Below are 26,597 nucleotides of genomic sequence, written 5' to 3'. Positions count from 1 at the left end.
GCTTACCTCCCAGTGTTATATGTCAACGACGGACTATATTTTAATGTTTGCAATAAAATGTGCTGTTGCTCGAAGCTGTGAACTTGTTGGAAGCCGCTTGCTGTACTCGAACGCTCTGGACGGCCGATGTAGCTTACGCTTGCACCAGCTGGTGCAACTTTGCGCAGGCGCGGTTCCATGTAGAACCATGAGCCCATGTTTTGCGGCTCTTCTTGTACCCAAACAATTTCTTTCAGATTTGGCATACGTTCAAGGATTGCTGCGATTTCTTTATCAGGGAACGGATACAGTTGCTCAACACGAACGACATGCAGCCAATCCAGCTCTTTATCGCCATTCTTCTCAATCGCTTCATCGATATCAATCGCCATCTTGCCTGTAGCGAGAACGAGGCGTTCTACGCGGTCAGGATGAGCGCCGAGACCTTTTTGTTCCACAACTGTCTTGAACGTACCATTGCTCAGCTCGGAAATTTCCGAAGCAACACGCGGGTTACGAATCAAGCTCTTAGGTGCCATGATGATCAACGGACGAGCAGCATCGCTCTCTGTGATCGAAGCTTGGCGGCGAAGCAGGTGGAAGTAGTTCGCTGCGCTGGACAGGTTCACAACCGTCCAGTTTTCTTCAGCGGACAACTGCAGGAAGCGTTCCAGACGAGCGCTGGAGTGCTCTGGTCCTTGACCTTCGTAACCATGCGGAAGCATCATGATCAGGCTCGATTTTTGCTGCCATTTTGCACGGCCAGCGGAGATGAACTGATCAATCAGAACTTGCGCTACGTTCGTGAAGTCACCGTACTGTGCTTCCCAGATAACCATTGTTTCCGGAGCGTGTACGTTGTAACCATATTCGAAGCCAAGTACAGCAGCCTCAGACAGCGGGCTGTTATGAATTGCGAACGATGCTTTAGCTTCAGGAAGATGATGAAGCGGGCAGAAAGTATCGCCAGTCTCAGCATCATGCAGGACAAGGTTACGGTGAGCGAATGTTGCACGTTCAACGTCTTGACCGCTGAGGCGAATTGGCTTGCCATCTGCCAGAATCGAAGCGAAAGCAAGTGTTTCAGCATGGCCCCAATCCATTTTCTCACCGTCGTTAACTGCAGTTGCACGGCGTTCCAAGATGCGTTGCAGCTTCGGATAAACGTTGAATTTCTCCGGCCATTTCAACAGGTTTGCGTTGATTTCGCGAAGCGTTTCAACCGATACAGGAGCTACTGCTTCACCAATTGACAGTTCATTTGGCAAACCTTGTGTCTGGTGGACAGGCTCTTGGCCTTCGCGGCTCTTCATTTCCTCGTATGCGGCTTTCAGGCGGTTGATTACTTCTTGCTTCAACCCTTCAGCTTCTTGCTCGGTAATTGCGCCCTCAGCTACAAGCTTGTCGATAAAGACACGGCTTACAGTTGGATGAGCTTTTACCTTTTTATAAATGGTCGGTTGCGTTGTTTCCGGATCATCTGTTTCGTTATGTCCGTATTTACGGTAGCCGATCAGGTCAATAAGGAAGTCCTTCTTGAACTTCGTACGGTATTCACTTGCCATACGAGCCGCCATAATAACCGCATCCGGGTCATCAGCGTTTACGTGAACGATTGGAATCTCATAGCCTTTTGCCACGTCGCTCGCATAATGTGTTGAACGGGAATCATGGCTTTCAGTTGTAAAGCCGATTTTGTTGTTGACGATAATATGAAGCGTACCGCCATGCGAGTAACCATTCAGCTGCGACAAGTTCAATGTCTCTGCAACGATGCCTTCACCAGGGAATGCAGCGTCGCCGTGCATAATGATCGAAGCAGCGGCATCCAGGTTTTGCTTCGGATAACCTGCTGCTGTACGGTCATCTTGTGCTGCACGTGTGAAGCCTTCGACAACCGGGTTAACGAACTCCAGATGGCTCGGGTTGTTCGCAAGTGAAATGCGGGTCTTAACTGTTTCGCCTGTTCCGATCGAACGGTTAGCGCCAAGGTGATATTTCACGTCGCCGGTCCAACCGTAGTTGATGCCGATCGAGCCTTCGGATGGGCTCATTTTTTTGTTAGATGCGTTATGGAACTCCGAGAAAATTTTGCTGTAAGGTTTGCCAAGCACATGCGCCAGAATGTTCAAGCGGCCGCGATGCGCCATGCCCATCAAAATATGTTTAACGCCGTCATTGGACAGCTCGTGAACCATTTCATCGACAAGGGCAACGAGTACATCATTACCTTCCACCGAGAAACGCTTCTGGCCGACAAATGTGCGCTGCAGGAAATCTTCGAATTGTTCAGCTTCGAACAGCTTCGTCAACAGCTTCTTGCGTTCATCTGTGCTCAGCTTGTTTGATGGATTTTCTTTTTCTACACGCTGCTTGAGCCATGCACGTTCTTCTTCGTTATGAACGTGGCTGAACTCATAAGCAATGGTACCCGTGTAGGCTTTGCGAAGTTTTTCGATTGCGTCCCAGCCATTCTTAACATCAGCAGGTGCTTTCGTCCACACAAGCTCAGCAGGCAATGCAGCCAGATCAGCTTGAGTTAAGCCGTATGTTTCAAGTTCAAGCATATTGGTGCTTACTTTCGGGCTGATACCAAGTGGATCGATATCCGCAGCTAAATGGCCGAAAGCGCGTATGTTCCATACAAGCTTACCAGCCGCTACTAGGTTTTGAAGAACTTTCGCATCGATTGCCGCGCCGCCAGAAGACTGTGCTGCAACGATAGGTGCTGTTTGTCCTGCGTATTGAGGCGGTTCACCATGAAGTTCGAACAGCTCACGATACTCAGCGATAACAGATTCAGGGTTTTGTTTGTAAAGTTCATATTGTTCTTGGACATATCCAAGATTGGGCCCGTAATAGGAAGCCCATGGGTCTTGCTTGTGCAAATTGCCAGATGACATCGACAGATACCTCCGTCTAGGATTTTGAAGTTCAAGGGACGGAAAATAGAACTTTCTTATACATTCATTATAGTATAAACATGCCTCAAAACTTAAATAACGAATATGTATCATTATTATCTTGAATATAGATTGATTCAGCACTGCGAGCGGCATTTTTCATTCTTATTATGCTCATATCGCCAATATCCAACACCTTTTTCCTGTGGAAAGCTGTCGATTCGAATAAAGTTGTATTCTGATTCGAGAACGATTGGGCTGAACCAATAGAAATTTCCCCCGTTTCGTGGAAAAAAGTAACCCTATTCCACCAGTTATAAGCACTATAATGGAAGGGGATGGACATATTGATCAGCGGGAGTGAGGAATCGTGAACGTATCAATTGGAGGCTATTCGTTTAACAACACGAACCTGGAAGGCAAGATGGATGTATTTGGTTATTTGGAAACGGTTAAATACCGCTATAAGCTGGACGTAGCCGATTTATGGAACGGGTTTTTCATCGACCGAAATACAGGTCCGATCTATCAGCTTGCAGATGAAAGCTATATCCGCAAAATCCGTGAAGCGCTGGATGAGAAGGAAATGTCGGTTGTCAATTTTGCAGTTGATGGTGCTCATCTATGGGATCCGAATCCCGATGTTAGGAAGAAGCTGCATGAGAATGCGCTTGTGCATCTCCGTGCATCGGTTATTCTTGGCGCGAAGACTGTCCGCATCGATACAGGCGGCAGCTATCATGACGTAGAAACAATGACGGACGAACAATTCGAATATACGATCCGGACTTATCAGGAGTTCGCACAATTTGCTGCAGACAACGGTTTTCTTATCGGCCCGGAAAATCATATGGGAGCCTCGCTTCTGCCGCGCGAAATGAAGCGGATCGCCGAAGCGGTTGATCATCCGGCCTTTGGCTTTCTCGTCCATCTTGGGCGCTGGAGAGCGGATCAGGAAGAGGGCGATAAGCTGGTTGCACCATGGGCTTACCATACTCATTTTGATGAGCAAACCGCCGTTTCGGGCAATGCTTTGAATACGATTGCAACCTTAAAGGATGCTGGCTACAAAGGGTATTGGGGGATCGAATACAATGCGCCTAAGCGGCAGTATCTGGAGACAGAGAGACTGCTGGGCATGGTGAAGAAGCTGCTTGCAGACGAAGCGGACCGAGGGGGCAATGCGTAATGGAGACGGTTAAAGTTGGGATCATTGGTGTTGGACAAATCGGTAAGCAGCATATTGAGAAGTATTGCCTAATTGCAGGTGTAGAAATCGTTGCGGTCTGCGACGTGAATGAAGCAGAAGTAAGGCGTGTGGCAGAGCAATTTGGCATACCAAACAGCTATACAGACTTCCATCAGCTGCTCGCTCAGGAAGATATCGTGGCCGTTGACGTATGCTTGCATAATAACTTCCATGCTCCGGTTACAATTGCTGCGCTCCAAGCCGGCAAACATGTCTATTGCGAGAAACCAATCGCCGGTACATACGAGGACGGCAGACGAATGGTTGAAGCAGCGGAAAAGACAGGTAAAATGCTGCATGTTCAGCTCTTTACACTGTACGGTAAAGATACGAAAGCAGCCAAAACATTAATTGACGCCGGCAAGCTGGGCAGGTTGTATCATGCACGATCTACGGGCTTCCGCCGCAGAAATCGGCCTTATGTGGATGGCTACGGCACACCATTTTTCACCCGTAAAGAGACGGCTGCTGGAGGAGCTTTGCTGGATATGGGGGTCTACCATATTGCTCAACTTCTTTATTTGCTTGGCAATCCGGAGGTTGAACGGATCTCGGGTAAAGTCTATCAGGAGATGGCGATGCTGGAGGAACGAAGAGAAAGCAGCGGCTTTAATGTAGAAGAGCTAGCAACTGGATTCATTCGTTTCAAGGGCGGTCTCACTTTGGATTTGATTGAAGCCTGGTCGGTTCATATGGGAGGCTTTGAGGGAAGCAGTATCCTTGGCTCGGAAGGTGGCGTACGGTTCCCGAATGGCTTGCCGGGAGAAGCCAGTCAGCCATTCAGCTATCACAGCACGGTATGTGATATCGATCTGGACAGTACGATTGATCTCGACATGATGGATTTACGCTGGCATCGGATTCGCGAGAATGAAGATGCTTATGACTCCTCGCAGCATCACTGGATTGCAGCGCTGCAGGGCCGAGTTCCACTCCTGCCGACGGCGGCGATTGCTCTGCGTACGATGCTGATCAGTGAAGGGATTTACCTCTCTGAAGAGCTTGGCCGTGAAGTGACGGCAGATGAAGTAACGACTCGTTCCAGCTCGACAGCTATTCCTGTGTAAACCTTAACGAAAATGGCGGTGGACATCTTGAGTGAGGGAGATACCGATACGAAGGAAGCGAAGACGAGCTTTCGCTCGATAAAGGCTTTTAATTTTTTTAGTTATGGAACAATAGCCGTATACAGTACATTTTTTGCGCTTTATTTGCAATCCATTGGCATTACTCCTTTAAAAATCGGAGCGTTGATGGCGGGTGGACCCATTGTTTCTTTAATTGCGAATCCATTATGGGGTTACCTGAGTGACCGGACGCGGAATATACGGTTAATTCTCATTATGATGCTGGTCGGTAATCTAGTGGTAATGCAGCTTGTGTTTTTGTCTCATTCCTACACGCTCATCTTTGGCTGTATGATTGCGTTTTTCTTTTTCCAAATGCCATTATTCTCGCAGAGCAACAGCCTAATTCTTAATAGTATCGAGGGGACACGTCATAAGTTTGGCGCTTTCCGGCTTTGGGGATCCCTTGGCTGGGCGGTACTAGCGGTTATAACAGGACCTATCCTCGGGCAGATCGGCATTGACCGGTTGTCGCTCGTTTACAGCTTAATGATGCTTGTGGCAATAGGCTTCGCTTTTACTTTACCGCGAGGTGCGTCACCGAAGACAGCGGTTGAAGTGAACTATAGGCGGATGCTGGGAAACCGGGCATTCCTTGCGTTTCTTGTTATTGGACTGTTGATTTCGATTCCGAATTCAATGAACACAACCTTCATAGGCCTGTATATGGCGGATCTTGGTGGTCACACGGATCTGATTGGATGGTCGGCTTTCTTGTCCTCGATCTTCGAGATCCCAGTCTTTCTGCTGCTGGACCGTTATCTGACGAAAAATGCACGTACGATGATCAGCTGTCTGATTCTTGTAAGCTTGTTGTATGCATTACGCTGGTTCCTCATGGCGGGAGCGGGCGATGCGGTACAGATTATATTTATCCAGACGCTGCATTGCTTGACCTTCGGCGCTTTCTATTACATTGGCACGCAGCTGACAGCACTTATTGTGCCAGCCGAGCTGCGTGCATCGGGGCAGGCGGTCTATGCATTGACCTGGGGTGGTTTGTCCGGAATTGCTGCTGGCTTTCTGGGCGGATACCTTTTTGAACAGAAAGGTCCGGAGACTATTTATTGGGCAGGTACGGGTATGGCGCTGCTTGGTATAGCGGGTTTTTCTCTGTTGTATGTGTATATGAGAATGACTGCAGCAAAGGAGACGAATCGAAAAATAAGTTTTTAGCAACATTTTCCGAGGTACCTTCGTCCAAATCTCTGAACATTACTCTACACATTCAGCTTAGAGACAGAAGGAGGACAATTACAATGAAACAACGTTTAACCGCTGCGGCAATCTCGGCCGCTGTCTTGTTCGGGTCTTTGTCGGGGCAGGCTTTTGCCGCTGATTCAGGCTTCAAGGATATTGCGAACTCGAGCAGCCGGGCACAGATCGAGGCTCTACAAGGGCTTGGAATTGTGAAAGGGGTATCCAATTCGGAATTCCATCCGGAAGAAAGCCTGATTGGTGCGCAAGGGATCGAGCTTATTGTTCGGACCATGCAATTAAGTCTTGCTGCTATCGATTTCAAGCAAGCTCCTACGGCAGAAGGATTCTTCACAAACGTGAAAAATGATGCTTGGTATGCAGAGAGCTTCGTAATCGCTCATTATAACGGACTGGATCTTCCTGCTGATATCGATCCGTCGAAGCCGCTTACCCGTGAGCAGTTCACGCATTATCTGGTGCAGGCTCTGGAGAAGACCGGCCAATATCCGCTCATTAAGATGTACATTAACATTCTGGATGAGAAGGAAATTACGGTAGATTATCAGGGGACGATTCAGCGTGCGCTGCTGTATAAGATTGCAAAGCTTGATGAGGAAGGTAACTTCCATCCGCAGGAGATTGTAGATCGTGGAGAAGCGGCAGCAATGCTGTACGATGCGCATCAGTTTGTTGAGACGCATAAGGATAACGGTCAGGTTGACCCTGAGACTCCTGAAGCTCCAAATACACCAGAAGCTTCAGCAACTCCGGAAGCTTTACAATAAATATGAAAGGGGCCGTCTCAAAAGGGGTTCGCTCGCTGGAGAACCGGCTCGCATCAGTGTGATTTTAATAAATAATAGCAGTGCAAGGGCTATCCCTGCACTGCTATTTTTGTTTTTAGATCTCTTGCTGCTTTCTTTAGCAAATTGTGGGCAAGCGAAAGCCACCCGACCTCTAGGCTGACTTTCGGCAAGCCTCGAAGCAGGAACCGACGGAATCCTCGGTTATTCTTTATTTGCCCAAACACACTCTCCGGTTCGTGCATGCGTCGAACCGATAAGGCATGTCCATCTTCACTCTTTAATTGCTCCCGAGCTTGTCGTTTAAGGCGAAGATATTCCATACTGACCTTTATTTCACGGTCGCCTTGTGCCTTCGTGCATTGTTCTTTCAATGGGCAGCCTTCACATGAAAAGCTACGATAATGGCGAGTATTGATTTCATACCCACTTTCCGTGTTACTTCTGCTTTCATAACGGAATAGGAGTTTCTGTCCTGCTGCACATGTCCACGTGTCTTCCTGCTCGTCGTACAACCAATTCTCGAATTTGCTAATGTCTTGTTGCCATGCTTTGGTGTTTTCTTTGTGGTAGGTATTATATTTCACTAGTGCCCGTTGTTCCTCAGACTCCAGGTAAGCATAGTTTTCTTCACTCCCATAACCTGCATCCGCGATGATGGTTCCCGGCAATTGACCAAGCGAAGCCTTCACTTGATCGAGGTGCGGCTTGAGGCAACGCGTATCTGTTGGGCGTTGGTGAAGGCTGTAGCTAAGAATGAACTGATCCTCTGTTCCGATCTGTACGTTATAGCCTGGTTTCAACTGGCCATTACGCATATGATCTTCTTTCATGCGCATAAATGTTGCATCGGGGTCGGTTTTACTGAAACTGTTGCGGTTTCCGAGTGTTTCCTGCTGATTTTCATATTTCTGCAGGCGTGGCAGAAGGTCTTTCCGGACAAGGCGAACGGCTTTCTTTAGCGGTTTGTTCTTTGGCTTTTCTTGAAGCTTATTTTCAAGTTGATGAACTGCCTGTTCTAACTTTTCGCTTGTGATGGTGGAAGCCTCTCTGAGCTTCGGGAGGTCCAAGTTATTCAGAGTTTGGTCTTCCTGTTTCTCAGCCTCCTCGATGGCAGTGAACAGGGTCTGAACTCTTTCTTGTAGCTTCATCTTCTGTTTGACGACAGCCTTGCCCCACACAAACGTGTAGCGATTGGCATTCGCTTCGATCTTCGTTCCATCCACGAAGTAATGGTCGAGCTTGACGTAGTTTTCTTCAATGAGAAACTGAAGAACAGCTGTAAAGACGGTCTCCAGCACGTCTTTCATGCGTTCAGAGCGGAAGCGGTTAATGGTTCGGAAGTCTGGGCGCTGTCTGGCGGCCAGCCACATGAACATGATGTTTTCGCGTACCGCTTTTGCGATTTGGCGAGACGAGTAAATGCGCTGTGTGTAAGCATAGATGATAACCTTTAGAAGCATTTTGGGGTGGTAGCTGTCCCGGCCACCTCCGGGATAAGCTTTGGTGAAGAGATTCAGATCTAAGCGATTGACCGCGTCATTGATGACGCGAACGAGATGATTTTCGGGGATATCTTCTTGCAAGTCCATTGGCAAGAATAACTGATCCATGGTATATTCTTTGTACATAAAGAAGCCTCTCTTTACTTAGAATGGTTGGGTGGTACCTCCATTTTAACAAGGGTTGGCTTCTTTTTGTTTGAGCATTTCATGAACAGGTTAAGAGTAGACGGAGCAATTAAATGATTCTGGAGAAGCGTCAGCGGTCGCTTTTGTGAGGGGATTCCAACCTTACCTCGTTGATTCAGGGAATCCCCGAGCAATGGCGATTGGAAGAACATTTAAATGCGCAGACTGCTGTTTAGCCTAGATAAAAAAGGGGTGTCCCATCGTCATTTTCATGACTTATGGGACACCCCCTTCTTTTGTCGCTCCGCAATGCATGCTTTCATAGTATAATAGGAGCATCATGAACAGTTGGAGAGAGGAACACGAATGACGCAAATTAAAGATCTTCGTAATCAAGATGATTTTACCGGCTTCTATTTGTTGAAGGAGCTGGATGTAAAGCAGACTAATGCAACGACACCTAAGGATTATTTCGATATCGTACTAGGGGATTCCAGCGGGCAGCTAGGGGCAAAGTTCTGGGATGTCTCACAGCAGGATAAAGAAACCTTCTTCCCGATGGGGCTTGTTAAAGTTCAGGGTAATGTCCATTTATATCGGGAGAAGCTGCAAATTAAGATCTCAAGGATGCGTCCTGCAGCACCAGAAGACGGTGTTACGTTGACGGATTTCATCCGCTCGGCACCCGTTGCTTCTAATGAACTCATTGATACGATTAATCAAGCGAAAGACAGTATACAGGATTCTGAGATTAAAACCATAGTGGACTATTGTGTAGCTAAGGTCGAAGAGAAGCTGACGCATTACCCAGCAGCGAAGACGCATCATCATGCGTATTTTGCCGGTCTAGCCTATCATATGGCGAGAATGCTGGAGATTGGGGAGTTCCTATGTAAGCAGCGGCCGTTTCTAAATGCTGATCTGCTTAAGGCGGGTATTATTCTTCATGATATTGCAAAGCCGGAGGAGATGATCGCGCAGCTTGGCATCGTATCCGACTACAGCCTTTCGGGTAAGCTGATGGGACATATTTCGCTTGCTTCGACATGGATTACGGAGGCAGCAATTCGCTGCGATATAAATTTACAGTCGGAGAAAGTGCTCGGGCTGCAGCATATGGTGCTGTCTCATCATAATCTGGGAGAGTGGGGAAGCCCCGTTCAGCCGCAGACGGCCGAGGCGGTAGCACTGCATCATATTGATGCCATGGATGCCAAGCTGCAAATGGTAGAGGATGCTCTGCTGACGACACCGGAAAGTGAACTGTGGACCCCTGTTATACGTGGACTGGAGAATAAGCCAGTCTATCGGATGAAACTGTAAGTACCCGTATTATTATAAACAGGTAATGGGGTGAAACACCGGTGATAGCACCGGTACAGCCGATGACCGATAACGAACAAATCCGATATAAGCAATGCGTGCATTGTATGGAGCAAAAGCCGGTAACGGACTTCCTGCGCCGAACGGGCAGACGTTCCGGAACAGGCTCGCGGCGTGGCTCTTGCCGATCCTGCCGTAAACATATTAGCAGATTTCCGGCTGCGACGATATCGCATGCGGAATCTGCCTTGCCGCCTAATAATCAGATAGAGCACTCGCTGGTATCTGAGGCTGAAGCTGCAAAACCAGTTAGCCAAGCTGCTCCTCTCACCGTACCTGATTTGGGGACGGCTGTTATACCACTTGCACCTGCAGCTCCAACTGCAACTGCGCCTAAACGTCCGAGGCCAAAAACTTCGCCTAGGGGTGGAGCCAATATCTTGAAACCCCGCCCCCGTCCTTTGCCGGCGAACCATTCTCCATCAGACGTTAGTCTATTGAGAACAACACGTAAAGGAACGGTCTGGATGCGCGGGAAGACAGATAAAGGGCGGCGCTGGCATCAGGAGATTGAGCTGGAATTAGCCGTTACGCTTGTTAAGGAGCGGGCCGCTGTTATTGTAAACCGGACAACGATCCGGCGCTTGTTCAGCAACAAGGATTTCCGAAGCTTTATCTTAACGAGGGACAATTACACCTGTCATTTTTGCGGACAATACGGCGATACAATTGACCATATGCTGCCGAGAGCAAAGGGCGGCCATACAACACCGGACAATTGTGTATGTGCGTGTAATGATTGCAATCAGTCCAAAGCAGATAAAGATATTGAGGAATTTATGCGTGATCTGTAAAAGAAACAGGGAGTACGGAAACCGAAGGATTGACTTCGTTCCGTACTCCCTGTTCTGCGTTCCTAGAATAAGCTCCAATCCATCTCACGAGAGAGCGTCTCGAGTAGATGGACGCCTGCAATACTGTTGCCCTTGGTGTTTAAAGCTGGGCCAATGACACCAATACCAAATCGACCTGGCACCATGGTGAGGATCCCGCCAGAAACCCCGCTTTTAGCTGGCAGACCGACTTGAATCGCAAATTCGCCTGATGCATTGTACATCCCACATGTAACCATAAACGTCTTCGCAATCTGTACATAACGGCGCGGAATAAGGGAGGCTCCTGTGATGGGGTCTATTCCGTTGTTCGCCAGCACAAGGGCCATACGCGCAAGATCACTGCAATTCACTTGTATAGAACAATGATGGAAATAAACATCCAGCACCTCTTCGACTTGCCCTTCCAGAACCCCGTTATCCTTCAGCAGATAAGCCATCGATCGGTTCAAGTTTGCCGTATCCGATTCCGACCGATAAACCTCCATATCATAGGTCAATGTATCATTGCCTGCGAGTGATTGGAAGAACGAGAGAATTCGTGAAGTTTTCTCCGCAGCATTCTGGCCATGAATCAAAGATGAGATGGCGATAGCACCGGCGTTAATCAGCGGGTTGAACGGGATTCCAGGCCGGACAAGCTCCAGCTTCAGCATCGAATTAAAGTTATCACCAGTTGGCTCCATGCCGACCTTCTCGAACACCGCTTTTTCCCCATTGTCCATCAATGCGAGGATAAGCGTGAACACTTTGGAAATACTTTGCATTGTAAAAGAAAGGCTGCAGTCACCACTCGAAATGGTATTGCCCGTTGTATCGATCAGATGGATACCAAGCGCGTTTTGAGGGGCTTTCGCCAGCTCAGGAATATAAGAGGCCGTCTTGCCGTAGGATGAACGTACTTTGCTCGCCTCGACCCAAGCCGGGAGCTGGCGGTTTAATATTTCTTTTTCTTGCTCGGTAAATGACATGGCCGCTCTTCTCCAATCTGTTGTGCAAATCATTTTCTTTCAATTATATTTCATATTCCAAATTGCGAACAGTGCGAGCGAATCTCTAGATTGATTTATGATTTGGACTCGCTTAGACTATGGTTTTACGGGCTGCTGACTGCCAATTTTGGCATAGAGAGATAATAAGCTAGCCGGATAGATAAAGCGGGAGGAATGGAAAGTGAGAAAGAAACTAACAGGGCTCGTCATGCTCGCACTTCTTGTGGCGATTATCGCAGGATGCGGTCAAAATAATAATGCTGACAAGCAGAACAATCAAGCAGCAAACGAAGGAAAAGATGGGCAGGAAGTAAACCTGAAGGTAGCGGTGCTTATTCCGCCGATGAGTGAAATCCTGGAGCTGGTGAAGCCTTTACTGAAAGAAGACGGTATTAACCTGGAGATTGTGACGCTGTCGGATAACGTTCAGCCAAACACAGCCCTTCAACATAAAGAGGTAGACGCGAACTTCTTCCAGCATGTTCCGTATATGAATGATTTCAACGCTACAAACAAAGGCACGCTGGTGCCGGTCAAAGCGATCTATAATGCGGTATATGGCGGCTATTCGAAAAAGTATAAAAAAATCGAGGAGCTTCCAGAAGGTGCAACAATCGCGATTGCAAACGACCCGTCCAATATCGGACGCTCGCTTGTTATGCTGGAGAACAACGGCTTGCTTAAGCTGAAAGAAGGCGTTGGCATCAAAGCAACACAGGCCGACATTGTTGAGAATTCGCATAAGTATAAGTTCCAGGAAGTCGATCTGCTCATGTTGGCCCGTGTTATCGAAGATGTCGATATGGTCCTCATGACTCCGGCATACGCGAAGCCGCTGGGGCTTACACCAAAGAATGATGCGCTTATTACGGAAGGTAAAGACTCCGACTTCGTCATCACGTTGGTAGCACGTGAAGACAATGTGGATTCTGCTCCGATCCAGAAGCTTGCTGAACGTATGACTGGTCCAGAGGTGAAGAAATTCCTCGAAGACAACTACAGCGATATTGCATTGCCAGCATTTGAATAAATGGAATGGCGTACGAATTGATGATCAATTTGTACGCCATTTTTGTTTGTTTTGTAAAAGATGCAACAAGCTCTATTCAACAGTCGTCATTGCTCATCAAAGAAGCTGATGTTAGTGGGCTGGGAGATGATTGTTGGTGAGATACTCGAATGGTGCAATAGGTTTGCTCTTTCTCTTGTCAGGTTGTTCAGAATCCCATAACCTCACGATAAACGATATTGAATCATCCTTTACTAAAGCTGGCGTGAAATACACGGAACAACTTGGCCCCTCTGAGGTGAAAAAGAGTGTTGTGTATAATGGCACCGCTCCTGCTTTAATTCTGCATACAGATGAAGATTTACGAGAAGAAGGACTCAAAGTTTATCTATATACATCTGATGATGAAAGGAAGAAAGGGCTGGAGCAATTCCAGGAGGAGCAGTCCAAAGATCTCACCTACGGGATGAAGGAAACTGCTATGTATGTACATAACGCGATGTTTGTATCTTTCAGCTATACGGAAGAAGAATGGGCAGCGATTAAGAAGTTGAAATAGCCTTAGCGATATCGCACATCGTTAAGACCCATTTAAAGTGATTTATAAGTATGCTTAACGTTGCCGCACATCGTAAAGAACAAGGATTTAGCTCATTTTAGGCTCGAATAGCCTAGTTTGGACAGGCCTTAACGATGTAGCACATCGTCAAGGTACAGCTTATACTTGGTTTTAGCCAGCTTAACGATATGGTGCATTGTTAAGCATGCTCGCCTTAATAAAAATGCCGTCCCATTGATTAATGGGGCGGCATTTCATTTTAGTAGGAGCAGTATATGTGAAATCTCGTTGAGTGTGGGCCGGAAGGAGATACATCCCTCAACCAACGTTTATCAATAATCCCTAGCCAACTCTTTTCAAGAACTCGACAATCGTGAGCAACCCTTTATCAAAGTTCTCCAGATTAAAGTGTTCGTTAGGAGCATGGAGGTTCTCATCCGGCAGACCAAAGCCCATCATAATAACAGGTGCAGACAGAAGACGGGAGAACGTCTCCACAATTGGAATCGAGCCGCCGTCTTTTGTGAAGAGTGCACGAGTGCCGTAGACAGCTTCATACGCATCCGCAGCTGTTTGGAGAAGCGGAATGGATGGATCCATATCGAAGGCGCGGGCTTTTTCGCCTGGCTTCACTTTCAACGTTACACCTGGCTGAACATTGGCATGAAGATGCGCAATGATGCGATCAAGAGTAACCTGTGGATCCTGCTGTCCAACAAGGCGGCAGGTGATTTTGGCATGTGCTTCTTTCGGGATTACTGTCTTTGTGCCTTCGCCTTGGAAGCCGCCGTATACGCCGTTCAATTCAAGGGTTGGACGGGCGCCAGTACGTTCCACAAAGGAGTAGCCTTCTTCACCATATGTGGTGCTAAGGCCAAGCGTTTGCTTGAGCTGTTCTTCATTGAAGTTCTGCTTCTCGAATTCTGCCCGCATATCAGGCGTCAATTCAGGCACGCCTTCATAGAAGCCTTCAACCGTAATACGACCCTGCTTATCATGAAGAGAAGCAAGAAGCTCAACCATAGCATGAAGCGCATTCGGAACGCCGCCGCCATAAGTGCCAGAATGAAGGTCTGTATTCGAAGCGTTGATGGTCAGCTCCAGCGAGCACAGTCCACGCAGGCCAATGGAGATGGCCGGCTTACCTTTTTCAATGAGAGAAGTATCCGAGATCAGTACAGCGTCCGTTGACAGCTTATCTTGCTGCTCTTGCAGGAACGTTAACAGACTTGGGCTTGAGATTTCCTCTTCGCCTTCGATACAGAACTTCACGTTTACAGGCAGCTGTTGCTCCTGTTTCAACAGTGCTTCAATCGCCTTGATATGCAGGAAAATCTGACCTTTATCGTCTGTTGCTCCACGTGCATACAGCTTACCGTTGCGTTCCGTTGGCTCAAATGGCGGCGTCTCCCACAAGTTGAGTGGATCAACCGGCTGCACATCGTAGTGGCCGTAAATTAATACAGTTGGTTTGCCAGGAGCATGCAGATGCTCGGCATAAACGATTGGATGTCCGGCTGTTTGATGAATTTTCACGTTGTCGAGTCCAGCTTGCTCAAGCTTGCCAGCCACCCACTCAGCGGCTTTGATCATGTCCTGCTTATGCTCAGACAGTGCTGAAATGCTCGGAATAGTTAAAAACTCTTTAAGCTCCCCCAGCTGCTGTTCTCTTAATTCTTTAAAATACGATTCATAACTCATGCGATATGTACCTCCTTAAATGAATTGTTACCCAATTGGCCTTATAGAGGCCAATCGTAATGATTCATGCTTCGTAAGCATGGTCTCAATAACTAAAGCTTAGTTACAGTATACGCTTCACGGCAGCCAAAAAAAAGCAGCCCTGCCGATGGGCAGAAGCTGCTATACGATCCATCTTATCTATTCAGCATGTGGAACACTTGCTCAACGTCTTTGTCGCCGCGGCCGGATAAATTGACAATGATGATCTGATCCTTGGTCATCGTAGGCGCAAGCTTTTTCGCATGAGCAACTGCATGTGCGCTTTCGAGCGCTGGGATAATGCCTTCTGTACGGGACAGTTCCTGGAATGCTGCGAGTACTTCTTCATTGCTGATTGTTACGTATTCTGCACGTCCGCTAACTTTCAGATGGCTGTGCTCCGGTCCAATACCTGGATAGTCGAGTCCAGCAGCGATGGAGTATGTTTTTCTTGGATTACCTTCTTCATCAAGCAGAACGAGGCACTTGAAGCCGTGGATAATGCCCGGCACGCCTTCAGTCAACGTTGGAGCTTGATCCGGTTCAACACCAATGAGGCGTACGGATGGTTCATCTATGTAATGAGCAAATGCGCCAATGGCATTGCTTCCGCCGCCTGCGCAGGCGATAACGGCGTCAGGGAGACGACCCTCTTTGGCCAAAATCTGACGCTTCGATTCTTCACTAATAATCGATTGGAAATGCTTAACCATCGTAGGGAAAGGATGTGGTCCTACGGCCGAGCCAAGGAGATAGAATGTATTTTTATAGTTTTCAACGAGATCATTCAGCGCTTCGTCTACTGCATCCTTCAAGCGGCCTTGGCCTTTGTCTACAGGTATAACGGTTGCTCCAAGCAGCTCCATACGGAATACGTTCAGCGCTTGGCGGCGAGTATCTTCTGCACCCATGTAGATGACGCAGTCCATGTTGAACATGGCGCAAGCCGTTGCCGTTGCAACACCATGCTGGCCAGCTCCAGTCTCGGCAATCACACGTTTGGCACCCATACGTTTAGCAAGCAAAATTTGCCCAACAACGTTGTTGATTTTATGTGCACCGGTATGGTTCAGGTCTTCGCGCTTCAGGTAGATTTTCGCTCCGCCCCAAGCGTCCGTTAATTGTTCGGCGTAAGTCAGCGGATTCTCGCGGCCAACATATTCTTTGAGGTAGTATTCGAGTTCTTCTTTAAATTCTGGGTCGTCCTTAAACTTGTTGAACTGCGTACTTAAATAGTCTAGTACTTCTTTCAGCTCAGGTGGAACAAAGCTGCCCCCAAACTCTCCAAAATATCCTTCAGCCACTTGTTCTTGACTCATCTTTGAAAGCGCCTCCAATCGAATATGTACTCTACCAATTCAAACCCTATCGTAGCATAAATGCTAGGAAATGGCTTGTTAAAAAAAGGCAGTTGGAGAGTAAGGTGTTCAATTGATGTTCACAATATTTTACAAGTTGTAGTTGCGCTTTAGAGTAACTCTGATTACTATATAGAGTAAGGAGATGTTAAAAAATGGACGAAGAGTTACAGCTTAACGTTCCGTTATTACGTCGTCGTGTTCCGAATCTCACCTCAGCGGCACGGGCAGCTGGTCTAAGAGCAGCAACCGTTTCTAATCTTTGCACAGGGAAGATTCCTGTTGGCCGTGCAGAAGTTCGAACGTTGGTCGCTTTAGCAACATTAGCAGGATGTAGTCTTGATGAACTCATTATTAGAGGGAGCGGGATGAGGATGATTGAAACCGGAATTAAGGCGCTGGATTTAATGGCACCGGTCGTGCGAGGCGGAACGGTTGGTTTTGTAGCAAGGCCAAATATGGGGCAGCTTGTCTTACTTGCGGAGTTTATGCATCGACTGAACAAACGTGGATATGCAACGATTTTCTGGGATCCTGGCACGGATGCACCGGGAATTAACCATGTGAAAGAACAATCTGAATTTGTTCTCTCGACTAGAGATGAAGTGTACAAACAGATCGTAAATCTTCGTGAAGAGAAGGATATTTTGCTTGGTGTTGACCGCAGTACGGTTCTATCGGGTGAATTATTGATTTTAAGGGACAGCTTGAAGGAAGCAGGGGCAAGACCAATCACAGTTGCATTAGTCGATATGGCATATGAGGCTGCGGATGGATCAGCAACAGATGCATATGGCCCGCTAGATACGCTCTTGCGTTTTGATACGGATTTAATCAGCCGCGGTATTTATCCTGCTATTGATCCTATTGTTTCTACCTCAACCATTTTGGAAGGCTCTTATCTAGATGCTGTACACCTTACCATACAACAACGTGCAAGGAAGCTGCTTCGTCGTTATCGGGAATTAAGATCACTTGTGAGTGTACATGGTATTGAGAAAATAGCGGACTCTGATGTGCAGTTATATAACCGTGGAGAAAGACTGGAATCCTATCTAGCACAGCCGTTTTTTGTCTCCGAGCCGTATACGCAGAAACCTGGAGAGTGGCTGCCGCTCTACGATACGCTGGAGGACGTCAAGCGAATTCTGGATGGCGAATTGGACGATACCGAAGCTTCGGAGCTGTTTTTCAAAGGACGGCTCGAGGTTAGAAGCTAATAGATAATTGTAAAAGGTTGGATCCATCTTGGGTTCAACCTGTTTTTTATGCTGTGTTTTTAAATGTGCTGTGTATATTCGCTGGAATAGGGGGCAAGTGGCGCAAAAAGGAGCTATTGCGTCTAAGAATAGCAGGACCTATAATGGTGTGAACATAGCCAATTCAGCGATTTTACCTTCTCAACTCCGGTTCCTCCGCGTTTGCTGATGCAAGGATGCAGCATATATCCAAGTAATAAAGGAGAGGAATAAATGAGCCTATTTAATCCGATTTTACTATCAATACCTGAAAGTTTCGAAAGTGCTAGACTTATTATTCGTGCTCCATTATACGGAGACGGTGCAGCAGTTAATGAGGCGGTTATTGAAAGCAGGGAAGAGCTGTGGCCATGGATGCCTTGGGCGAAATCAGCTCCTACTATAGAAGAGTCTGAGATTACCATACGCAAATCACGGCTGGAATATCTGGCGCGGACAGATTTACGTCTTCTTCTTATTCATAAAGAAACAGGACAGCTTGTTGGCAGCAGCGGTCTTCACCGGATGGATTGGCAGGCACGTTCATTCGAGATTGGTTATTGGGCACGTACGTCCTATGCAGGACAAGGCTACATAACGGAAGCGGTAGATGCGATTACGAATTTTGCTATCCATGTTCTAGAGGCGAACCGGATTGAGATTCTATGTGATGCCCGCAATCAGCGGAGCGCCAAAGTGGCTGAACGGGCAGGCTTTACGCTGGAAGGTATCCTGAGAAATGACAAATGTGCAAATGACGGCTCGCTTAGGGATACGATGATTTTTGCGAAGGCTCGGGGAGCGGAGTTTTAAAAATTGAGGGATATAAACAAAGCACATAAACGCAGTAGTGGACATAGTCCATCCGAAGCAGCCGGGAGGCTGCTTTTTTTGTGTCTGCTGAATCACTGAATTGCGGCAAATGGCTCACGAATGAAATGGAATAATCTTCTAGAATAATTGTGAGTCAAGAGAGGAGTGAAAGAGATTATGAAAAGCTCTATCCGAAACATTGCTTATCTGTTCATATTCAGCGCCTTGCTGCTTACAGGAGGCTTCACTTTGCAGAGCAAGAACGCCTTTGCAGCCGAGGAGACCGTGCAAGAAACAATTGCGGGTAGTGCGCCAACCGCAACACCGGCAAGTGAAACCATTGATGAAGATACTTTATTGAAAGGTCAGGTTTATGGTTCTGATCCAGATGGTGATCCGTTAACGTTTGAAGTAGCAGTTGGACCATCTCACGGCTCCATTGAGTTTAAATCTAATGGTACATATTCCTATTTGCCTCTGCCGAATTATTACGGAAGTGACAGCTTTTCTTTTATAGCTAAGGATGGTACAGCTTTATCGGCTGCAGCGACTGTTTCGATTACAATAAACTCCATCAATGATGTGCCATGGGGAGTTGCCAGATCTGTTTCTACTATTGAAGATACCAAAATAGTTGGTAAGCTTGTCGGACTTGATCTGGATGCGGGAACGACATTAACTTATTCGGTAGCAACAGCTCCGGTTAATGGGCTTTTATCACTTAACAGCTCTACAGGTGACTATGCCTATACGCCAAATCCAGGATATAGCGGTTCGGATAGCTTTACTTTTAAGGTATACGATGGAGTGGTTTATTCTACACCTGCGACCATTAAGATTACGGTAACTGCCTTGAACGATCCACCCGAAGCCAATCCAGCAGAAGCGACGGTGAAGGCAGATACTGTGTTGGAAGGGGTTCTAAGCGGGACTGATCTAGATGGAGATGCTTTAACGTTCATGAAAGTCTCAGATCCAGCACACGGTAACTTGACAATAAATACGGAAACAGGGGCATATATTTATACACCTGTAGCTGACTTTACCGGACAGGACAGCTTCACATTCTCGGTAAGTGATGGATCCAGCATATCAGCGCCTGCAACAGTAACCATAATGGTTAACTCTGATAGCCATGCTCCAATAGCAAATGATGCAAGGGCTTCGACCAAGAAGGGCAAAGCATTAAAGGGTACATTAAGCGGAACGGATGTGGATCCAGGGGCGACGCTGACTTTTGCCATAGCAACAAAGCCTAAGCATGGCACGGTAAAAGTGAATGCCGCTACTGGAGCTTATACGTACAAGCCAGCTGCTGGTTATACCGGTAAGGACAGCTTTACCTTTACGGTGAGTAATGGAGAGTTGACTTCAGAAGAAGCGACAGTCAGCATTAAGGTAAAGCCTAGGAATGCTAAAAATATAACAAAAATTAAAGTAATCATTATCATCCGGAATAATACGGATTAATGGAACTAACGCAGCACAAAAAAACAGCGGCCGACTAATTCTAGTCGGGCCGCTGTTTTTGTTATTTTGCAGGAGGAATACTTTGCGGGTTGTTAAACACATTCTGCGGATCATACTTCGCTTTTACCCTGCGCAGTCTAGGATAGTTCTTCCCATAGTAGACCGGACCGGAGCATTTGATGCCTTGGTCAGGCACGTTGATATACGATCCTACGATATAAGGCTGCAGCTTCTTGCGTGTATTGCGAGTTAGGGCGATATTTCTGGCAGCATGAGATGGCTTAACCCATGAGCTGTTCCATTCCACATAGAACTTCGCGTTACGCCAATAGAATGCGGTAGCCCTAGGGGCAAGTTTGCTTACAGCTCCACCCCAGTTGAGGAAGTAGAACCCGGCTGGAGTTCCTCCCTCAGCCTTCTCCAAGAACTTACGCATAGGTTTAAAGGCTTTATCAGGGAATGGATGATATCCAAAACCGCTTGAGAATTGGTTGCTGTACTTTTGAGTAAGTACAGGGTCAGGAGCAAGTAAAAACTTAGTGGCTTCAAGGTAAGGGAGATACTTGATTGTTGGCGTAGGTGTTCCAACGCTTAGGATAGGCTTTAAGAAGCGAAGAGCTTCTGTTTTAGATCCCAGGAACAGCCCAAGCATACTTACATTGCCGCCTTTTTTTGGACCGACGGTTAACTCGCTGCCTAGTTTGGTGCTGGTGCCAGGAGCCCACCTTTGCCATTTCTTGACGACTGCTTCGAACTGGTTCCATGGCCAGGTAACGCTGAATACGGTAGCCTTGGCTGGAGCACGCAGCACTTTGAATTTATATTTGGTATATACGCCAAAGTTACCGCCGCCTCCCCCGCGGGTAGCCCATAGAAGATCGGAATTGCGTTTTTTGCTCGCGCGAATCACTCGGCCCTTCGCATCAACCATTTCCACCGCAATAAGATTATCGCAGATTAGACCAGTCGTCCGTTGCAGCGGACCGATGCCCCCGCCAGTTGTGATGCCGCCGATCCCAACAGAGGGACTGTCGCCAAAGGGAGCTATAAACCCTTGCCGCGCAAGCGTATCAACAATTCTGCCTACTTGATTACCGGACTCTACCACAGCAGTTCTGCATTTTTTATTCAAAGTAATTTTCTTCATTTCACTGACATCAATGACGATGCCGCCGTTAACCTGTGAAAGATTGGTCTCCAGAGCATGTCTGCCGCTTCTTGGCCGAATAGGGACATTGTTCTTACGAGCCCATTTGATCGCGTTTGCTACGTCTTGTGTTCTTTGGGCAAAAACAAATACCTTCGGGAATCTGTCTGTATGAGGATCCCAGTTTTTACGCGCCGCATTATAACCTGGATCTCCTTTAAAAATTACTCGCCCGGTAAGCCCCGTCTTTGATTTCACGTGTCCATCTCCCTATAAGTAAATGGTGATAGTTGAGTTTAGGCAGGTACCGTATAGCGTATGAGAGAGATTAGCGGATGGTATAGGCAAAAGTAACGAAAACGTTTAAAAAATCATGTTCTTGCATGGATGCCTTTCCGGCATCCTAATGAAAGTAGTTCGTTACAATCATACTCACGAGAAGCAAAATATGGTAACATACTCGGATAATCATAAATGAGATAAGGAGTAATTATGACTTTTCGCACACGTATCCTTTCTACAGCAGGCGGGCTATTTTTTCTGACCATTCTGGTCTCTTCATTTGCAAATACAATGAGTATCTATGAATCCGTATGGAAGATGCTCGCGGCACTTGCTGTAACTTTTATTGTCGTTGTATTCGTGATTTATTGGGCAACCCAACATTTGAGCAGAAAAATGTTTCTGATTGTTTTTCTAACGCTTGGTTTAGCCTGCCGCGTAGCTTGGATCCTATGGAATCCGGCCTTACCGGAATCAGATTTTCTTTTCATGTACAATGCGGCTCAAGAGGCGGCTTCGGGGAACTTTGCCTATAGCGATTCGCCTTACTATATCAGCTTTCCTTACCAGCATGGATTTACGATTTATGAGGCTGCGGTGATTAAACTGTTTGGCAATCACCTGATTGTACTCAAGTTGTTTAACGTTCTGTTCAGCATTGGGACAGCTGCCATTCTCTATTATTCGGCTAAAAAGGTATTTAATAACGAGAATTACGGTAGAGTTGCTGCACTTATTTATCTCTTTTATATACCGAATATACTTATGTGCTCGGTATTAACGAATCAGCATATATCGGTGTTTCTGTTTATGCTAGGATGTCTCTTACTGCTGAGAGTTAGGGACTCGTTCATCCATTGGCTGCTTGCGGGGTTAGCTATCGGACTTGGGAATCTCATGCGGCCAATAGGAATTGTCTACTTGGCGGGGGCTGCTTTATTTGTCTTGCCGATGTTATGGCAGCTGTGGCGTGGTTCCGCTAAGAGGCAGGCAGGTGTGATGGCGGGCAAGCTTGGTGGTGTGATTATTGCATATTATTTGGTGCAGCTGCTTGCTAGTACATCGCTGATCTCTTCCGGTGTCACCCAGCATTCCTTATTTGAGGGAGAAAAATATTGGAAGTTCATGGTTGGTTTAAATGCTGAAACGAACGGCAGTTGGAATAAAGAAGATGCGAATTATGTAAACCAATATCCATATGGGGAAGAGCGCTATCAAGCGGAGCTTATTAAGATTAAAGAGCGTCTGGAAGATAAGTCAGAAGTCGCGGCACTCCTCGGCAGAAAGCTTTCCATCATGTGGGGTTCATCGGATTCAGCCGCCTATTGGAGCTTGCGGGGATTGGACAACTGGGAGCTGGAACAAAAAATGCAACGATGGGAAGGCCCTATGTATGTGTTGATGTGCGCATTTGGTGTTATTAGCATGATGGCTTTATGGCGAACAGGCAAGGGGAACGAGGCATTGTTGTATTTGGGTTTATTGCTTTTCTACATAGGCGCACATTTGTTGGTGGAAAATCAACCACGTTATCGGCTGGATTTTATACCAGTACTCATTTTGTTGCAGAGCTATGGGGCTTATCAGGTGTTCAGCTGGATAAGACAAACTCTACCTTCGAGTGCAGATCTCCGGAGAGAAAGAGAAATTGGACTGTAGATTGGAATCAAAGGAGGAATACTTGCTGTGATAAAGCCTATAAGGGTAGTCGTAGCTTGTTGTTTGATTGCTACAGTTTTGCTGCTTGTTTTACAACGTCATGAGAATCATGCACTTGCACCTGTTGTTGCAGCTGCGACGGATTCAACAGATAAGCCTTCTGCATCGGATAACGACGTACAATGGGTCTATATGTCTTGGCCGATTCCTTCCGTATATGTAAGTAAACCACTTATTGGTTCAAGAGATCAGGACCAAATTGCTCAGCTTTTGAAATGGTTAGACGAGGCAAAGTCCAATGATGGACGAGGATTAACTTCACCGATGATGGAACGCAGTATGGCTGTTAATTTAGAGTATACGAATCATGACATCCTGCAAATCCGTCCAGCATGGCATTGTACAAGCAAAATTGTTGAGAAAGGTAGTACAGAAACTTCATGTACACCGGTAAAACATATGATTTGGGTCTCTGACCCGGATAAAGGTGACTATTTCGCCGAATCAGAGAAACTCTTTGACTTTGTAAAAGAAGGGTATTTGGAGTGGCTCGTCGTAAATTCATCGCCTTGCTTCAGTTCAGCAGGCGCTTCATAAGGCTTCACATTGAGTGTAGTGGTGAATGAAGGTGAATGGCAAGCGACAGGGACGATTCCTGAAAACTTGCCTGTGGGTGATTATGATTGGAGTATTAATAATGGAGAGAGTAGATACGGTGTAGGGGTTCACATACTGAAGAAATAGTTAGTAACCGCCAGAGGTTTCTTTCTACTTAATATTAAAGTAAAGTGTCTTAAGGAATATTGACGGGAGATGAAAAACATGGAGTATAACCGCGGGATCCAATCATAACAGGTGGTTGTTTAGGACAGCCACCAATTCATTTGATGAGGGTGGTAAATATGACAAAAAACAAATATGAAATCATTGAGCGTTTCCCTACTGTAGTCGAACACAAGACTTTATGGGAAACTGTCGGGTGGGGAAACATTAATATAGAAATGTCTAAGCAATCGATTGACAATTCTCTCTACGGTGTCGTTGTTGTATGTAAGGAAGAGGTTGTTGGCATGGGACGGATTGTTGGCGACGGAGCCATGTACTTCTATATCCAGGACGTGGCGATTTCGCCTGAGCATCAGAAAAATGGTCTAGGAAAGCTAATTGTAGAGCGCCTACTGGATTATATAAAGGAGCGCCGCCATAAGGATGGGCTCGCCTTTGTTGGACTATTTGCTTCTCATGGCAATGATAAGTTTTACGAGCAGTTTGGCTTCAAAGATCATTCCCCGGGGATGACGGGGATGATTACGGTGTTTGAATAATCGCTTTGATTGAACAAGGTGATTTTCTATTCATAAACTTTTACTTTTAAGATGGTGCCAGAAAGAATTGGTGCCGTCTTTTTTTGTCCCTAAGTGTAGTTAGTTATTGTAAACTGAATTACAGATAAAGGATGTGACATTATTGATTAATGAACTAATTGAGGATATAAAGCGTATAGAAGATTGTAAAGTATTACCTCCATCAAATCAGCCGATACTTTTCAATTATAATCATATCCTACCAGCTGACCTTCGTAGATTTTATGAACTATGTGGTGGTATCACATTATTTGAATCCGCCTCTTATGCGATGACGATTGTGCAGCCGAATGATTTTGTATTAGCTAATCCGGTTATTGTTGGTGAGCTATGTGAGTATGATAGGTCTTCCGATTGGTATGTTATAGGGACGGATGGAAGTTCTCAGTATATTACGATTGATTTATCCTATGGACGATGTGGGAAATGTTACGACAGCTTTTACGAAGTTCACGGAGTTGCTGGTTCAAATGCAATCATTGCGAATTCTTTTACTGATCTACTTCGTCAATTGCTAGAGAGCAAGGGCCAGTATCTTTATTGGGTGGAGGATGATTTTGAAGCTTTAGGAGATGCCTATGATTCTATATAGAAATCCGGAGGAAACATGGATTATTTCGATGATGAAGCTGTAAAACTTGAAATGCAACGGACCAAACGAAAAGTGCGTGTAGTGCTGTTTTCTATTATTTTTCTAGTCATATGTTTCATTGGATATGGGGTCTATTGGACATTTTGGGATATAAATAGACTGCCGAAGGGTGAGTTTATCTCGCAATCGAGCTCTCCGGACGGACACTATACAATTAAAGCTTATTTGTCTAATGGTGGGGCGACGACCGATTTTGCGGTAAGAGTAGAGTTGGTTACTAATACAAATACACATAGAGTTAAAAATATTTATTGGAATTACCATGAGCAATCCGCAAAAATGGTCTGGATTGATAATGATACGGTAGAAATTAACGGGCATGAATTAAATTTACCGTATGAGAAATATGATTTTAGAACTCATTAATGTAGTAATAGGAGGTTAGGAGGAGGCTAGTATTGGGGGCTAGTGACTTGAGGCGTGAAAAATATAAGTATCTTTTTCGAAAAGCAATAGCTGGCCAGATTTCCTACACCTTCTTCATGCTCATTGCGAAGCAAATTTTTCATAGACCTTGGGATTATTATGATTATGTCGCTGGAATCGCTATTGGACTTATATTTGGCAGCATGAACTGGAAAGAAAAAGAGAGGAAACTTTGAGATGTATAAAAGAGGTGGGTTCAAGAGGTGGTTACAGCCATCGTTCTGTTACTTATTGCGATTATACTTTTAATCTTTCCTAAATTGATCTGGAGATTCGGGACATCCAATATGATCAATGACGGCAGTAATGGCTGGGAAGACATTAGATCACTTCAATCTATGGCGAAAAAGCATCGTTTGAAAATAGTTCGGATCAGTGGTGTTATTTTTTTAAATGCTGGGATTGTGATATTAATTTTACTTTAAAAGAGTTGAATGAACATGATTAGAATAGGAGAACTGCATGATCGGATTAATTGTTGCAACTGTGGGCGCAGTGAATGTATTTTGGCCGAAGAAGGTATTGTATCTTACTGAATTCATGATAATAAAGAAAGATGGTAAATTTGTTTTTGCTACTTCAGAACCTAACAAGTTTGTCATTCTCCTTCATCGAATATTTGGTGCTTTCTTTTTGTTAATTGGAATTCCCCTTGTTGGAGTAGATATTCTTGATATTTTTATCTAAACCAAAAACCGGTCGTCCCCAGGACGACCGGTTTCCTTTTACCCCAGCCGTCCATGGATGGCATCGCATCTCGCAACGGGTCTCCTAACTATATCAATCTCTCTTAGAAAG

24 protein-coding genes are annotated in these 26,597 nt (G+C 46.1%); 18 read left to right on the top strand and 6 right to left on the bottom strand.

Annotation, left to right across the window (positions count from 1 at the left end; all coding sequences use genetic code 11):
• Positions 1 to 2: 2 nt before the first annotated feature.
• Positions 3 to 2,882: a 2-oxoglutarate dehydrogenase E1 component gene (locus FHS17_RS21030; RefSeq protein WP_167280401.1), complete on the bottom strand. Its 2,880-nt coding sequence runs from the start codon at positions 2,880 to 2,882 to the stop codon at positions 3 to 5.
• Between the two features lie 370 nt (positions 2,883 to 3,252).
• Between FHS17_RS21030 and FHS17_RS21025 the strand changes: the two genes are divergently transcribed.
• The 4 genes from FHS17_RS21025 (at position 3,253) to FHS17_RS21010 (ending at position 7,243) form a co-directional block, all read left to right on the top strand.
• On the top strand, positions 3,253 to 4,071 hold the full coding sequence (locus tag FHS17_RS21025; protein WP_167280400.1) for a TIM barrel protein: 819 nt from the start codon (positions 3,253 to 3,255) through the stop codon (positions 4,069 to 4,071).
• On the top strand, positions 4,071 to 5,198 hold the full coding sequence (locus tag FHS17_RS21020; protein ID WP_167280399.1) for a Gfo/Idh/MocA family protein: 1,128 nt from the start codon (positions 4,071 to 4,073) through the stop codon (positions 5,196 to 5,198). The genes FHS17_RS21025 and FHS17_RS21020 overlap by 1 nt, the downstream gene beginning before the upstream one ends.
• A 27-nt stretch (positions 5,199 to 5,225) precedes the next feature.
• Positions 5,226 to 6,434: an MFS transporter gene (locus FHS17_RS21015; protein ID WP_243865467.1), complete on the top strand. Its 1,209-nt coding sequence runs from the start codon at positions 5,226 to 5,228 to the stop codon at positions 6,432 to 6,434.
• A gap of 83 nt (positions 6,435 to 6,517) precedes the next feature.
• Positions 6,518 to 7,243 (top strand): S-layer homology domain-containing protein, encoded by a 726-nt coding sequence (locus FHS17_RS21010; protein WP_167280397.1) that lies wholly within the window; start codon positions 6,518 to 6,520, stop codon positions 7,241 to 7,243.
• Positions 7,244 to 7,332: 89 nt separating this feature from the next.
• Here FHS17_RS21010 and FHS17_RS21005 read toward each other — a convergent pair whose 3' ends face one another.
• Positions 7,333 to 8,892, bottom strand: a complete 1,560-nt coding sequence (locus tag FHS17_RS21005) for an IS1182 family transposase (protein WP_167280396.1) — start codon at positions 8,890 to 8,892, stop codon at positions 7,333 to 7,335.
• Between the two features lie 366 nt (positions 8,893 to 9,258).
• Between FHS17_RS21005 and FHS17_RS21000 the strand changes: the two genes are divergently transcribed.
• Both FHS17_RS21000 and FHS17_RS20995 read left to right on the top strand, forming a co-directional pair.
• Entirely contained in the window at positions 9,259 to 10,215 is a 957-nt protein-coding gene (locus tag FHS17_RS21000; RefSeq protein ID WP_167280395.1) for a 3'-5' exoribonuclease YhaM family protein, read from the top strand.
• A 62-nt stretch (positions 10,216 to 10,277) separates the two neighbouring features.
• A complete protein-coding gene (locus FHS17_RS20995; RefSeq protein ID WP_167280572.1) occupies positions 10,278 to 11,069 on the top strand; it encodes an HNH endonuclease in 792 nt (263 codons plus the stop codon).
• 62 nt (positions 11,070 to 11,131) lie between these two features.
• Here the strand turns inward: FHS17_RS20995 and glsA are convergent, their stop codons facing one another.
• The gene (gene glsA / locus FHS17_RS20990; protein WP_167280394.1) at positions 11,132 to 12,079 is read right to left on the bottom strand and encodes a glutaminase A; all 948 of its coding nucleotides are present in this window, start codon (positions 12,077 to 12,079) and stop codon (positions 11,132 to 11,134) included.
• 202 nt (positions 12,080 to 12,281) lie between these two features.
• Here glsA and FHS17_RS20985 point away from each other — a divergent pair, with 202 nt between their 5' ends.
• Entirely contained in the window at positions 12,282 to 13,130 is an 849-nt protein-coding gene (locus FHS17_RS20985; protein WP_167280393.1) for a MetQ/NlpA family ABC transporter substrate-binding protein, read from the top strand.
• 136 nt (positions 13,131 to 13,266) lie between these two features.
• Positions 13,267 to 13,668 carry a hypothetical protein gene (locus FHS17_RS20980; RefSeq protein WP_167280392.1) on the top strand — a complete coding sequence of 134 codons (402 nt, stop codon included), beginning with the start codon at positions 13,267 to 13,269 and terminating at the stop codon, positions 13,666 to 13,668.
• Positions 13,669 to 14,010: 342 nt separating this feature from the next.
• On the opposite strand, the gene FHS17_RS20975 is transcribed toward FHS17_RS20980, so the two are convergent.
• Positions 14,011 to 15,369 carry a dipeptidase gene (locus tag FHS17_RS20975; protein WP_167280391.1) on the bottom strand — a complete coding sequence of 453 codons (1,359 nt, stop codon included), beginning with the start codon at positions 15,367 to 15,369 and terminating at the stop codon, positions 14,011 to 14,013.
• Between the two features lie 176 nt (positions 15,370 to 15,545).
• The gene (gene trpB / locus FHS17_RS20970; protein ID WP_167280390.1) at positions 15,546 to 16,709 is read right to left on the bottom strand and encodes a tryptophan synthase subunit beta; all 1,164 of its coding nucleotides are present in this window, start codon (positions 16,707 to 16,709) and stop codon (positions 15,546 to 15,548) included.
• A 194-nt stretch (positions 16,710 to 16,903) separates the two neighbouring features.
• On the opposite strand from trpB, the gene FHS17_RS20965 reads away from it, so the two are divergent.
• The 3 genes from FHS17_RS20965 (at position 16,904) to FHS17_RS20955 (ending at position 20,269) form a co-directional block, all read left to right on the top strand.
• A complete protein-coding gene (locus tag FHS17_RS20965) occupies positions 16,904 to 17,968 on the top strand; it encodes an ATP synthase beta subunit C-terminal domain-containing protein (RefSeq protein ID WP_167280389.1) in 1,065 nt (354 codons plus the stop codon).
• Positions 17,969 to 18,220: 252 nt separating this feature from the next.
• Entirely contained in the window at positions 18,221 to 18,799 is a 579-nt protein-coding gene (locus FHS17_RS20960; protein WP_167280388.1) for a GNAT family N-acetyltransferase, read from the top strand.
• A gap of 177 nt (positions 18,800 to 18,976) precedes the next feature.
• Positions 18,977 to 20,269, top strand: coding sequence for an Ig-like domain-containing protein (locus FHS17_RS20955; protein ID WP_167280387.1), 1,293 nt, complete (start codon positions 18,977 to 18,979; stop codon positions 20,267 to 20,269).
• 61 nt (positions 20,270 to 20,330) lie between these two features.
• Here the strand turns inward: FHS17_RS20955 and FHS17_RS20950 are convergent, their stop codons facing one another.
• Positions 20,331 to 21,674, bottom strand: coding sequence for an FAD-binding protein (locus tag FHS17_RS20950; protein ID WP_167280386.1), 1,344 nt, complete (start codon positions 21,672 to 21,674; stop codon positions 20,331 to 20,333).
• Positions 21,675 to 21,908: 234 nt separating this feature from the next.
• Here FHS17_RS20950 and FHS17_RS20945 point away from each other — a divergent pair, with 234 nt between their 5' ends.
• The 7 genes from FHS17_RS20945 (at position 21,909) to FHS17_RS20915 (ending at position 26,486) form a co-directional block, all read left to right on the top strand.
• The gene (locus tag FHS17_RS20945) at positions 21,909 to 23,357 is read left to right on the top strand and encodes an ArnT family glycosyltransferase (protein ID WP_167280385.1); all 1,449 of its coding nucleotides are present in this window, start codon (positions 21,909 to 21,911) and stop codon (positions 23,355 to 23,357) included.
• A gap of 27 nt (positions 23,358 to 23,384) precedes the next feature.
• Positions 23,385 to 23,954, top strand: a complete 570-nt coding sequence (locus FHS17_RS20940) for a hypothetical protein (protein WP_167280384.1) — start codon at positions 23,385 to 23,387, stop codon at positions 23,952 to 23,954.
• A gap of 305 nt (positions 23,955 to 24,259) precedes the next feature.
• Positions 24,260 to 24,682 (top strand): GNAT family N-acetyltransferase, encoded by a 423-nt coding sequence (locus tag FHS17_RS20935; protein ID WP_167280383.1) that lies wholly within the window; start codon positions 24,260 to 24,262, stop codon positions 24,680 to 24,682.
• 145 nt (positions 24,683 to 24,827) lie between these two features.
• Complete coding sequence (locus tag FHS17_RS20930) at positions 24,828 to 25,313, top strand: SMI1/KNR4 family protein (protein WP_167280571.1); 486 nt, start codon at positions 24,828 to 24,830, stop codon at positions 25,311 to 25,313.
• 15 nt (positions 25,314 to 25,328) lie between these two features.
• A complete protein-coding gene (locus FHS17_RS20925) occupies positions 25,329 to 25,739 on the top strand; it encodes a DUF5412 domain-containing protein (RefSeq protein WP_167280382.1) in 411 nt (136 codons plus the stop codon).
• Positions 25,740 to 25,771: 32 nt separating this feature from the next.
• Entirely contained in the window at positions 25,772 to 25,975 is a 204-nt protein-coding gene (locus FHS17_RS20920; protein ID WP_167280381.1) for a hypothetical protein, read from the top strand.
• A gap of 286 nt (positions 25,976 to 26,261) precedes the next feature.
• Positions 26,262 to 26,486: a DUF6199 family natural product biosynthesis protein gene (locus FHS17_RS20915; protein WP_167280380.1), complete on the top strand. Its 225-nt coding sequence runs from the start codon at positions 26,262 to 26,264 to the stop codon at positions 26,484 to 26,486.
• Positions 26,487 to 26,597 lie beyond the last annotated feature (111 nt).

It is taken from the genome of Paenibacillus lupini, from assembly GCF_011761355.1.
Classification (GTDB): domain Bacteria; phylum Bacillota; class Bacilli; order Paenibacillales; family Paenibacillaceae; genus Pristimantibacillus; species Pristimantibacillus lupini.
The sequence above is the reverse complement of the archived record's forward strand: the minus strand, read 5'-3'. Positions and strand labels throughout refer to the sequence as shown.

Bases quoted from the DNA above. Each gene is read 5' to 3' on its own strand.
- FHS17_RS21030 (WP_167280401.1), bottom strand. From the start codon at position 2,882: ATGTCATCTGGCAATTTGCACAAGCAAGACCCATGGGCTTCCTATTAC.
- FHS17_RS21020 (WP_167280399.1), top strand. From the start codon at position 4,071: ATGGAGACGGTTAAAGTTGGGATCATTGGTGTTGGACAAATCGGTAAG.
- FHS17_RS21010 (WP_167280397.1), top strand. From the start codon at position 6,518: ATGAAACAACGTTTAACCGCTGCGGCAATCTCGGCCGCTGTCTTGTTC.
- FHS17_RS21005 (WP_167280396.1), bottom strand. From the start codon at position 8,892: ATGTACAAAGAATATACCATGGATCAGTTATTCTTGCCAATGGACTTG.
- FHS17_RS21000 (WP_167280395.1), top strand. From the start codon at position 9,259: ATGACGCAAATTAAAGATCTTCGTAATCAAGATGATTTTACCGGCTTC.
- FHS17_RS20995 (WP_167280572.1), top strand. From the start codon at position 10,278: ATGACCGATAACGAACAAATCCGATATAAGCAATGCGTGCATTGTATG.
- glsA (WP_167280394.1), bottom strand. From the start codon at position 12,079: ATGTCATTTACCGAGCAAGAAAAAGAAATATTAAACCGCCAGCTCCCG.
- FHS17_RS20975 (WP_167280391.1), bottom strand. From the start codon at position 15,369: ATGAGTTATGAATCGTATTTTAAAGAATTAAGAGAACAGCAGCTGGGG.
- trpB (WP_167280390.1), bottom strand. From the start codon at position 16,709: ATGAGTCAAGAACAAGTGGCTGAAGGATATTTTGGAGAGTTTGGGGGC.
- FHS17_RS20965 (WP_167280389.1), top strand. From the start codon at position 16,904: ATGGACGAAGAGTTACAGCTTAACGTTCCGTTATTACGTCGTCGTGTT.
- FHS17_RS20960 (WP_167280388.1), top strand. From the start codon at position 18,221: ATGAGCCTATTTAATCCGATTTTACTATCAATACCTGAAAGTTTCGAA.
- FHS17_RS20955 (WP_167280387.1), top strand. From the start codon at position 18,977: ATGAAAAGCTCTATCCGAAACATTGCTTATCTGTTCATATTCAGCGCC.
- FHS17_RS20945 (WP_167280385.1), top strand. From the start codon at position 21,909: ATGACTTTTCGCACACGTATCCTTTCTACAGCAGGCGGGCTATTTTTT.
- FHS17_RS20935 (WP_167280383.1), top strand. From the start codon at position 24,260: ATGACAAAAAACAAATATGAAATCATTGAGCGTTTCCCTACTGTAGTC.
- FHS17_RS20925 (WP_167280382.1), top strand. From the start codon at position 25,329: ATGGATTATTTCGATGATGAAGCTGTAAAACTTGAAATGCAACGGACC.
- FHS17_RS20915 (WP_167280380.1), top strand. From the start codon at position 26,262: ATGATCGGATTAATTGTTGCAACTGTGGGCGCAGTGAATGTATTTTGG.